Genomic DNA, 9846 nt, shown 5'->3' on the forward strand with positions numbered 1-9846 from the left:
CATCGGGAGCGATCACCAGCGCGTCGGCTTCCACCAGGCGGCGGGAGATCTCGCTGAAGTTGTGCAGGTGCGGCCCCGTCACCACGGGCGTGCCGACGGCGGCCGGTTCCAGCAGGTTGTGTCCGCCGATCGCCTGCAGGCTGCCGCCCACGAAGGCCACGTCCGCGCAGGCATAGAACGCCATCAGCTCGCCCAGCGTGTCGAGCACGAAGACCTCGTTACCCACGGAGGGCCAGCGCTCGCCACGCCGCGTACCGACATGCCAGCCAGCCTCGCGTGCCGCCTCGGCGACGCGCGGGAATCGCTCCGGATGCCGTGGCGCCCACAACAGCAGCAGGTCCGGCCACCGCTGGCGCAGGCGCGCGTGCAGGGCGAGCACGGGCGCCTCCTCGTCTTCGTGCGTACTGGCGGCGATCCAAACGCGTCGCCCGCCGGCGAGATGCTGGCGGAAATCCGCGACCACGTCGCGCACGTTGTCCGGAACGGGAATGTCGAACTTGAGGTTGCCCACATCGCGCACCTGCTCCGGCAGCGCGCCCAGTTGCACGAAGCGACCCGCGTCGTCGCCGGATTGCGCGGCCACCCTGCGTACCGTGCGCAGGGTGCGCGCGATCAGCGGCCGCAGCACGCTGTAGCCGCGCAGCGAGCGCGCCGACAGGCGTGCATTGAGGATGTAGACCGGCACGCGACGGTCGTGGCAGCCGAACAGCAGGCTGGGCCACAGTTCGGTTTCCATGATCAGTGCGAGTCGCGGACGGAAGTGGCCGAGGAAGCGCGCCACCGCGCCCGGCAGGTCGTACGGCGAGTAGACGTGCAGCACGCGCTCGCCCCACAGCGCCTGCACGCGCTGCGAGCCGGTCGGCGTGATGGTGGTGATGAGCAGGCGCAGCCCGCGGTGCCGCTTCAGCAGCGCATCGACGACCGGCGCCGCCGCGTTCACCTCGCCGACCGACACGGCATGCAGCCAGACATCGACGACGCCGCCCGGCATGTCGTAGCTGCCGTAGCGTTCGTTCCAGCGCTGGAAGTATTCCGGGTAGCGGAAGCCGCGCCAGATCAGGTGGTACACCGTGACGGGCGTCAGGATGTACAGCACCACCGAATAGAGGGCGCGCAACAGGCGTTCGGCGGTGCGGTTCGACATGGGCGACAAGGATACCCGCGGCCACCGCTACAATGCGTCATGGCCGACTCCGAGAAGCGATCCTCCGACCCCGGCGAACGTCCACCCCTCGGGCCGCGGCAGTGGCCGTCGTGGCTGGGCATCGGGCTGGCATGGCTGGTCGCCCGGCTGCCGTGGGCCGTGCAGCGCCCGCTCGGACGCGCCGTGGGCGCCCTGCTGTACCGCGTGCTGCGGGAACGCCGGCATGTGGCGCGGCGCAATATCGCCCTGTGCTTTCCGGAACTCGATGCGCAGGCCCAGGAAGCGCTGGCGCGCGCCGGTTTCGGCGAACTGGGCATCGGACTGTTCGAGTTCGCTCGCGCCTGGTGGGGCAGCGTCGCGCCGATGCGGAAAGGCCTGCGGGTCGAAGGACTGGAGCATCTTGCCGCTGCGCGCGCGGGTGGCCGCGGCGTCATCGTGGTGTCCGGCCACTTCACCACGCTGGAGATATCGGCGCGCCTGATGTGCGATTACGCGCCACTGGCCGGCATGTACCGTCCCCACAACCAGGGGGCGATGGAGTGGGCGGTCAAGCGCGGCCGGCTGCGCTATGCCACCGCCATGTTCACCCGCGACGAACTGCGCCCGGCGCTGAAGCACCTGAAGCAGGGCGGCCTGCTGTGGTTCGCGCCGGACCAGGACACCCGCCGCGGCGACAGCGTGTTCGTTCCGTTCTTCGGGCATCCCGCCTACAGCCTGACGTCGACGCACCAACTCGCCCGCCTGTCCGGTGCGGCGGTGATGGCGTTCTCCCATGTCCGGCGCGACGACGGTGGCTACACGCTCACCCTGTCGCCCGCGTTCGAGGATTTCCCGTCGACGGACGCCACCGCCGACACGGCACGCGTGATCGCCGCCATCGAAGCCATGGTGCGAAAGGCGCCGACGCAGTACCTGTGGATCCATCGCCGCTTCAAGCGCCAGCCCGACGGGCGCGGCGAACTCTACCGATAGAGGTTCGGCTCGCCGGGTGGCCGTGTCTTGAACCGTCGGTGCACCCACAGATACTGCTCGGGATGCTGGCGCACGACCGCCTCCAGCTCGGCCATGTAGCGGGCGGCGTCCTGCGCCGGGTCGCCACTCGGCCATCCGCGCCAGGTGGGCTCGACGCGCAGCTGGTAGCGACCGTCATCGTCGCGATGGAACCAGAACGGCAATACCACCGCATTGCCGCGGCGCGCGAGATCCGGCGTGGCGGTCAGCGTGGCGGCCGGCACGCCGAAGAACGGCACGAACGCGTTCTGGTAGTTGAAATCCTGGTCGGCCGAATACGCCACGATGCCGCCGCGCGACAATGCGCGCAGCAGGCCGCGCACGTCCTTCTTGGCGATCACGTCGGCGAACACGCGACGCCGCGCGCCGTCCAGCAGGCGCTCGATGCAGGGATCGTTGTTGCGCCGCGCGACGATGGTCACGCGTTCGCCCAGTGCCTCGCCGAGCAGTCGCGCGCACAGTTCCGAATGCGGGATGTGTCCGCCGAACAGCAGGATGCCGCGTCCCTGCGCCTGCGCGGCGCGCACGTGTTCCAGCCCTTGCACGTCGGCAAGCCCGCGCAGCGCATGGGCGGGGGCGTACCAGCCGCGGATGAGTTCGAGGGCCCCGGTCACCGTGGCATGCACGGTGTCGCGCAGCAGACGTGCCTGCGCCTGCGCGTCGCGCTCGGGAAAACACAGTGCGATGTTGGTGGCCGCATGCCGCCGGCGCTTGGCCAGCAGGGGCCACAGCAGGAAGGTGGCCAGACGCCCCATCGCCAGCAGCACCGCCTGCGGCACGCGTGCGACGCCATGGGCCAGCAGGTTGGCGGGCGCTATGAACCAGCAGCGCCGGCCGGGCGAACGCTCATTCGTCATCGCGCGCAAGCAGGCTGCCTGCGTATAGCGCCGCGAGCATCAGGGTCAGGCCACCCCAGAACGTCGAATAGAACGCCAGGTGGGTGTTGAAAGGAAATACCGTGACCGCCAGCGCCAGCATGGCGGGCCGCGCCCGGTCCTTGGCCTGCGGCCTGGCATAGCGCCACGCGCGCCATGCCAGCGCCGCGCCCGCCAGCCACAGCAGCAGACCGATGATGCCGGTCTCGCTGAGCACCTCGAGTACGATCTGGTGGGCGTGGTACGCGGGGCCCTGTCCCCACGCCGGTCGTCCATCGGCGCTGGCATCGCAGGCGGGAAACGCTTCGCGGAAGCCCCGCGCGCCGACCCCGTTCACCGGATGGCGCGCGATCATGCAGCCCGCCGCCGACCAGATCTGGCCACGTCCGGACAATGCCGTGTCCACGCCCGCCTCGCTGGCGGTCAGGGCATGGGTGGTGAGCAGGATGCGCTCGCGCACCTGCGGCGACGCTACGGTCAGCACCGCCAGCAGCACGGCGCCAAAGGCGAACACGGCCAGCAGCCGCTTCCAGCCCAGCAGCTTCCAGCCCGAGAACACCAGCACCAGTGCGTAGGTGATCCAGGCCGCGCGCGCGCCCGCCAGCAGCACCACGACACCGATCGCCGCCGAGGCCAGCAGCCAGCCCGCGACCTGCAGGCGTCGGGCAGCGGCGAACAGCAGGAACGGCGACAGGCTCGCCATCACCACGCCAAGCTTGCGGTTGCAGGGACCGAGGAAGCCGCTGAGGCGGTCGATGCCGGCCATCTGCTCCGCCGTGCACATCGGGCGTCCGCTGATCAGGTGCTTTAGCTGGTCCAGGCCCCAGAACAACGGGCTGGTGCCGAACAGCGCCTGCGCCAGCGCGTCGATCGTCCAGACGGCCACGATGACGGCCAGCCCGGTGAACGTGGTGTGCCGCGCGCGCGCGTTCGCGACGGAGGCGGCCACCAGCCAGAGGAACGGCAGGTAGCGCAGGTCCACCGCCGCCTCGCGCAATGCGCGGGGCGCATCGACCGCATCGATCGCGGAGATCGCCTGGGGCAACCAGTACGCAGCGAACAGGGCGCTGGTCAGCGCCCACGCCGCCCCGCTGAGCAGGCGCGCGCTGCCCCGGAAACGGCCGAGCAACAGGCGGATGATCGCCGCCAGGGCACCCAGCACCATCACGCCTTCCGCATACCCCGGCGCCGGCCACAGGGCGACGAACGTCAGCACCCAGGCAGGCGCCCAGCGCCAGCCGTGCGGTGCACGATGGGCGGACGTATCAGGGATCGATGGCGAGTCGGCGGTCATCGGCGAGATCGTGGTAGAGGGCGAGCGTGGCGTCCTGCATCGCGCGCAGGGTGTAAGACTCCATCGTAGCCAATGCCGGCGGCGGATGGGCGAGCGCTGCTTTCACGGTATCGAGCAGGCGGTATTCATCGAACGCCGGCACCGCACCCGCCGGCTGCAGTTCGCCGAGCAGTTCCCCGACACCGCCATGCCTCCAGCCCACGACGGGACGACCCACCGACAGGCTCTCGATGACGGTGCGGCCAAAGGCCTCGGGCTTGCGCGACAGTTGCAGCACCACGTCGCTGGCGGCGTACGCACGCGCGATCTCCGTCGTCGGTGGCGTGGTCGCAAGGGCGTCGGCACAGCCGGTGCGTGCGGCATCATTTTCCAGATCCGCCACATACTGCTCACGACCGGCCTCGCGCGCACCCGGCATCCACAGGCGGACATCGCTGCCGGCGGCACGCAGGCGACCCAGCAGCGCGATGGCGTCGTGATGGCCCTTCAACCGGGTGCCACGGCCCGGCAGCAGCAGCAGCGGAGCATCCCCTGCGAGCGATGGATGCTGCATCGCCGCCCACGCACGCGCATCGCGATCAGGATAAAGGGCGCGCGGGAACTGCGCCGGGTCGATGCCACGCGGGATCACCACCAGCTTGCGCGGATCCGTGCGCGGGTAGTGCTGCAGCAGGTAGCGACGCACCGTGTCCGACACGCAGATCACGCGTTCGCCATGGGTCATCACGGCGCTGTAGCGGCTCGGCGAATTGAGCCCGTGCATGGTGGTGACGAAACGGGGCCGCGACGTCGCCGGCATGCCGCGCAGCGCCCACAGGCCGAGCCATGCGGGCAGGCGCGAGCGCGCATGCACGATGTCGGCACCGACCTGCGCGAACAGCTGCCGCAGTGCGGCCACATGGCGCAGCGTCAGCAGCGACTTGCGGCCGATGGCGAGGGTGATGTGTTCGGCGCCACTGCTGCGCAGGGCGGGTTCAAGGCGTCCGCCGGCCGAGACGACCACGGCGCGATGGCCAGCGCGCACCAGCGCATCGGCGATCTCAAGGGTGGAGCGTTCGACACCGCCGGATTCCAGCGCCGGCAGCAACTGGACGACGGTCAGTCGGCGCATGGTCGGCGGGCCATGCGGAAGGGCGGCATCGTCCGGTCAGTCGGCCAGGACGAAGTGCGACCCGCAGTACGGGCACTGCACGTCGCCCCCGGGCGCGTCCTCGATGGGCAGGTAGACGCGCGGGTGCGAATTCCACAGCGCCATGGACGGCAGCGGGCAGCTCAGCGGCAGGTCGCTCCGCGACACGGTGTAGCGCTTCTCGGCGTTGGCGGGCGCGGTGGCGGTCTGGCTCATGGCGGTGGCGAATCGCAGAACAGGGGGTGCCCAGTCTACCAGCCGCCCCGGACCGTCCCAAGGCGCGGTGCCGGCAACGAAGAACGCCGCCCCTGGGGGCGGCGTTCGGGATCACGTCGGCGAGGGAACCGGCTTACTTCTTGGCGTCGGCCGTCGCTTCGGTGGTGATCTTCAGCGTGACTTCGTCGCTGACCATCGGCGCATAGGCACCCAGGCCGAAGTCGCTGCGCTTCACGGTGGCGGTGGCGTCGAAGCCGATCGCCGGCACCTTCTTCATCGGGTGCTCGCCGGCCTTGTTGAGGGTCACGTCCAGCACCACCGGCTTGGTGACGCCCTTGATGGTCAGGTCGCCGGTGACCTTCAGCTTGCCTTCGCCGGCAGCCTCGACCTTCGTGCTCTTGAAGGTGGCGCTGGGGTACTTGGCGGCGTCGAACCACTTGTCGCTGGTCAGGTGGTCGTAGAACTGGTCGGCCAGCGCGCTCAGGCCGGTCAGCGGCAGGGTGACCTGCACGCTGGAGGCCGAAACCTTGTCGGCGTCGTACACGAGGGTGCCGTCGGCCTGGCCGAAGTTGGCGCTCGGGTTCGAGTAGCCGAAGTGGTTCCAGCTGGCCAGCACATTGGTATGGCCGGGATCGAGCTTGTAGGTCACCGGCGCGGCGAACGCGGCACCGGCAAAGGCGAACAGGGCGGCAACGAGCAGGGTCTTGCGCATGGGGAAATCTCCGGTGGGTGGGGTATCAGAGGATGCGCGCGGCTTCGTCGAAGCCCAGGCGCGGGGAACGCGGGAAGATGCTGGACGGATCGCCATGGCCGAGGTTGACCAGGATGTCGGACTTGATCGCGGTGCCGGCGAAGAAAGCCTCGTCGACCTTGCCGGCGTCGAAGCCGGTCATGGGGCCGGCGTCCAGGCCCAGCGCGCGCGCGGCGAGGATCAGGTAGGCCGCCTGCAGGCTCGCATTGCGCAGCGCCGGCTTGAACCGGTTCTCGCGCGGCCCCTCGAACCAGGCCTTGGCATCGGTGTGCGGGAACAGGAACGGCAGCTTCTCGTGGAAGTCCTCGTCGCGCCCGATGATCACTGTCACCGGTGCCGCCATCGTCTTGGCATAGTTGCCTTCGTCCAGCGCCGGACCCAGCTTGGCCTTGGCCTCGGCCGACTTCACGAACACGAAACGCGCCGGCGTGGTGTTGGCCTGCGTGGGGCCGAACTTCAGCAGGTCGTACAACTGGCGCAGCGTGTCGTCGCTGACCTCGCCACTGAAGGCGTTGTAGGTGCGCGCAGTGCGGAACAACTGGTCGAGCGAAGCGGCGTCGAGGGCGTGGGACATGGGCAACCTGCAGCGGAAGGGAGGGAAGCCCGAGGTGCCGGGCCAGCGAATGCGGGGGAGTGTAGAGTGTCCTGACTATGGCCACATCCAATCGCCCCGGAACGGATTGTTTTAACCAGTGGAACGAAAAAGTCCTGTGATGGCCGATGCGCCCCGCCTCTGCACGCTGAGCGACGGCCATGCCGGCAATGTGCGGCAGGCTGCGGCGCTGGCGCGCGCCCTGGGCCTGCACGCGGACGAGATCACGCTGGCGGCGCGCGCGCCTTGGCGCTGGGTGGCGCCGCGTTCGCTACCCGGCGCGCCGACCGCGTTCGGAGCGGCCTTCCGCACCATGTGGAACGCACCGCCCGCGCTGGCCATCGGCTGCGGACGCCAGGCGGCGCTGGCGACGCGGCTGCTGCGCGATCGCGGCAGCCGCGTCGTCCAGATCCTCGACCCTCGCATCGATCCGTCGCATTGGGATCTGGTGATCGCCCCGGCGCACGACGGACTGGCCGGCGCGAACGTGCTCACCCTGCTCGGCAGCCTGAATCCGGTCGACGACGCCTGGCTGTCCGCTGCGCGCGGCGCGTTCGCGGCGTTGGCTGCCCTGCCCTCGCCACGCACGGCACTGCTGATCGGCGGCGGCAGCGCGCACTACGCCTTCGACGACGCTGCGTTCGCACGCCTCGCCACGGCGCTCGACGACACGACGGGCGCAGGCAGCCTGATGATCACGACGTCGCGACGCACCTCCCGCGACATCGTGCAGCGCGTTCGCCAACGCTACGCCGCGCGCCCGCACACCGTGCTCTGGTGCGATGCGAGCGACGGTCCCAATCCCTACGCAGGGCTGCTGGCCTGGGCCGACCGCATCGTCTGCACGCCGGAATCGGTCAACATGGTGTCGGAAGCCTGCGGCACGCGCGTGCCCGTGCAGGTCTTCGAGCCGGATCGCGTTGGCGGACGTCCCCGCCGCTTCCTGGACACGCTGGTCGCGCGCGGACGCATCCGCGATCTCGCCGACGCGTCGCCTGCCTTCGACGGTGAACCCTTGCGCGAAACCGCCCGCATCGCCGCCGACGTGCGCGCCCGCCTGGAGCTCTATCGCTGGAACGGTCATACAAGCAGTTCTTTGTAGGAGCGGGCCATGCCCGCGGTGCTCTTGATTCGGCATCCGGAGCAAAAGCATCGCGGGCATGGCCCGCTCCCACAAAGAACGAAGGGCTACGCCGGATCGAAGGCAAGTCCGTGCGCCGCCGTGGTCCGCTGCACCACCGCGCGGGCCGTCGCCAGTGCCGCGTTCTCGACCACCAGCCGCGGACGCCGGTCGAGCGTGCAGCCCAGACCTTCGGCGACGAAGGTCGCATGCACGGCATCGAGGGCGTCGGCCTCGTCCGTCGACAGTGCCCCTTGCGCCGCCAGTGTCGCGACAAGGCCGGGCGTATCGCGGGGCGACAGCAGGGCCGGTTGCGCCGCTGCGTCACGCAGTACCAGGTACTGCACCAGGAACTCGAGGTCGACCAGGCCTCCCGCCCCCTGCTTCAGGTCGAAGCGGGCGACATCGCTGCGGTCCAGCTCGCTGYGCATGCGCGCACGCATCCTGATCACGTCATCGCGCAGTGCGCCGGCGTCGCGCGCGCGCGCCAGCGTGGCCGTCCGCACGTCTTCGAACGCCTGCCGCAGCGTGGCATCGCCGGCGATGGCGCGCGCGCGGACCAGCGCCTGATGTTCCCACGTCCATGCGCGCTCGCGCTGGTACTCCGTGAAACTGGCCAGCGACGACACCAGCAGGCCTTTCGCGCCGTCCGGGCGCAGGCGCACATCCACGTCGTAGAGTCGGCCCGCTGCCGTGACCGCGCCGAGCAATGCCACGATCTTCTGCGCCAACCGCGCATACCAGCGACCCGCTTCCATCGGCCGCAGCCCATCGGAGTCCGCCTCCGGCGGCGCATCGAACAGGAACACGAGGTCGAGATCGGAGCCGAAGCCGAGTTCTTCGCCGCCGAGGCTGCCGTAACCCACCACCGCGAACCGACCCGACCCGACCACGCCGTGCGAGGCGGCGACGTCGCGCGTGGCGACCTGAACCACGACGCCGACGACTTCGTCCGCCAGCCACGCCAGCTGGCGCACGCTGTCGCGCGCCGACTGGCGTCCGTCCAGCGCGGCCAGCGCCACGCGGAAGCTAAGGGCCAGGCGGCGCTCGTTCAATACGCGCAGGCACGTCTCCGGATCGTCTTCGAGCAGCGCGGCCTCGCACTCCGCGCGCAGTTCACCGCGGTCGGGCATCGGGCCGGAGACGCGCGTGTCAAGCAGTTCGTCCAGCAACAACGGGTACTGGGCCAGTCGTTCGGACAAYAGTGCGCTGCGTGCCAAGACGTCGACCAGCCGCCCCAACGCGCTGGGCTGCTCATCGAGCAGGGCCAGATAGCTTGCGCGCCGCAGGATGGCCTGCAGCAGCGACAGCACGCGTCGCAGCGCGGCATCCGGCTGCGACGAACGCGCGCAGGCATCGAGCAAGGCGGGCACCACGCGATCCAGGCGCGCACGCGCGGCATCGGACAACGCGCGCACGCCACTGAACTGCACGAATTCGCGCAGTGCGCCATCCGCGCTGCCGGCATCGGCGAATCCGGACAACGCCAGCACCTGCGCATCGCCCCCGTCGGGCAATGCGCGCCAGTACAGCGCCAACGCACCCGGCGCGGCATCGCGCTGGCGCGGCGCCAGCAGTTCGGCGAACTCGGCGGACACGCGTGCGCGCTGCACATCCAGGGCCGCACGCAGCGCTCCCCAATCCGGATGGTCGAGACCCCGTGCGATGCGGTGACGCTCCAGCGGATCCTCGGGCAGTGCGTGCGTCTGTGCAT

At 70.1% G+C, this 9846-nt stretch carries 10 protein-coding genes; 2 read left to right on the top strand and 8 right to left on the bottom strand.

Annotated elements, in window-relative coordinates:
• Nucleotides 1-1144 (bottom strand): lipid IV(A) 3-deoxy-D-manno-octulosonic acid transferase (gene waaA / locus AC04L7_RS06210; protein WP_475512701.1); only part of this gene is annotated, 1144 nt, incomplete at its 3' end.
• A 39-nt stretch (nt 1145-1183) separates the two neighbouring features.
• Between waaA and lpxL the strand changes: the two genes are divergently transcribed.
• Nucleotides 1184-2116, top strand: coding sequence for an LpxL/LpxP family Kdo(2)-lipid IV(A) lauroyl/palmitoleoyl acyltransferase (gene lpxL, locus AC04L7_RS06215; RefSeq protein WP_435996624.1), 933 nt, complete (start codon nt 1184-1186; stop codon nt 2114-2116).
• Here lpxL and AC04L7_RS06220 read toward each other — a convergent pair.
• The 6 genes from AC04L7_RS06220 to AC04L7_RS06245 form a co-directional block, all read right to left on the bottom strand.
• Entirely contained in the window at nt 2107-3012 is a 906-nt protein-coding gene (locus tag AC04L7_RS06220; RefSeq protein ID WP_435996622.1) for a lysophospholipid acyltransferase family protein, read from the bottom strand. The genes lpxL and AC04L7_RS06220 overlap by 10 nt on opposite strands.
• Nucleotides 3002-4324, bottom strand: coding sequence for an O-antigen ligase family protein (locus AC04L7_RS06225; RefSeq protein WP_296279272.1), 1323 nt, complete (start codon nt 4322-4324; stop codon nt 3002-3004). Before AC04L7_RS06225 ends, AC04L7_RS06220 begins: the two co-directional genes overlap by 11 nt.
• Entirely contained in the window at nt 4296-5435 is a 1140-nt protein-coding gene (locus AC04L7_RS06230; RefSeq protein WP_435996620.1) for a glycosyltransferase, read from the bottom strand. The genes AC04L7_RS06225 and AC04L7_RS06230 overlap by 29 nt, the downstream gene beginning before the upstream one ends.
• A 36-nt stretch (nt 5436-5471) precedes the next feature.
• Nucleotides 5472-5669, bottom strand: a complete 198-nt coding sequence (locus AC04L7_RS06235; protein ID WP_296279269.1) for a zinc-finger domain-containing protein — start codon at nt 5667-5669, stop codon at nt 5472-5474.
• 133 nt (nt 5670-5802) lie between these two features.
• Nucleotides 5803-6477 carry a YceI family protein gene (locus AC04L7_RS06240; RefSeq protein WP_435996618.1) on the bottom strand — a complete coding sequence of 225 codons (675 nt, stop codon included), beginning with the start codon at nt 6475-6477 and terminating at the stop codon, nt 5803-5805.
• Nucleotides 6407-6994 carry a malonic semialdehyde reductase gene (locus AC04L7_RS06245; protein ID WP_299344376.1) on the bottom strand — a complete coding sequence of 196 codons (588 nt, stop codon included), beginning with the start codon at nt 6992-6994 and terminating at the stop codon, nt 6407-6409. Before AC04L7_RS06245 ends, AC04L7_RS06240 begins: the two co-directional genes overlap by 71 nt.
• Nucleotides 6995-7133: 139 nt before the next feature.
• Here AC04L7_RS06245 and AC04L7_RS06250 point away from each other — a divergent pair, with 139 nt between their 5' ends.
• Nucleotides 7134-8114 (top strand): mitochondrial fission ELM1 family protein, encoded by a 981-nt coding sequence (locus AC04L7_RS06250; RefSeq protein WP_435996615.1) that lies wholly within the window; start codon nt 7134-7136, stop codon nt 8112-8114.
• Nucleotides 8115-8200: 86 nt separating this feature from the next.
• Here the strand turns inward: AC04L7_RS06250 and AC04L7_RS06255 are convergent.
• On the bottom strand, nt 8201-9846 hold a 1646-nt coding region (locus tag AC04L7_RS06255; RefSeq protein ID WP_475512702.1), incomplete at its 5' end, for a [protein-PII] uridylyltransferase family protein.

It is taken from the genome of Pseudoxanthomonas sp. LjRoot204_2 (assembly GCF_056175765.1).

What these genes read in the sequence shown, in the direction of transcription:
- lpxL (WP_435996624.1), top strand. Translation starts at nt 1,184, where the DNA reads ATGGCCGACTCCGAGAAGCGATCCTCCGACCCCGGCGAACGTCCACCC.
- AC04L7_RS06220 (WP_435996622.1), bottom strand. Translation starts at nt 3,012, where the DNA reads ATGACGAATGAGCGTTCGCCCGGCCGGCGCTGCTGGTTCATAGCGCCC.
- AC04L7_RS06225 (WP_296279272.1), bottom strand. Translation starts at nt 4,324, where the DNA reads ATGACCGCCGACTCGCCATCGATCCCTGATACGTCCGCCCATCGTGCA.
- AC04L7_RS06230 (WP_435996620.1), bottom strand. Translation starts at nt 5,435, where the DNA reads ATGCGCCGACTGACCGTCGTCCAGTTGCTGCCGGCGCTGGAATCCGGC.
- AC04L7_RS06235 (WP_296279269.1), bottom strand. Translation starts at nt 5,669, where the DNA reads ATGAGCCAGACCGCCACCGCGCCCGCCAACGCCGAGAAGCGCTACACC.
- AC04L7_RS06240 (WP_435996618.1), bottom strand. Translation starts at nt 6,477, where the DNA reads ATGGCGATCCGTCCAGCATCTTCCCGCGTTCCCCGCGCCTGGGCTTCG.
- AC04L7_RS06245 (WP_299344376.1), bottom strand. Translation starts at nt 6,994, where the DNA reads ATGTCCCACGCCCTCGACGCCGCTTCGCTCGACCAGTTGTTCCGCACT.
- AC04L7_RS06250 (WP_435996615.1), top strand. Translation starts at nt 7,134, where the DNA reads ATGGCCGATGCGCCCCGCCTCTGCACGCTGAGCGACGGCCATGCCGGC.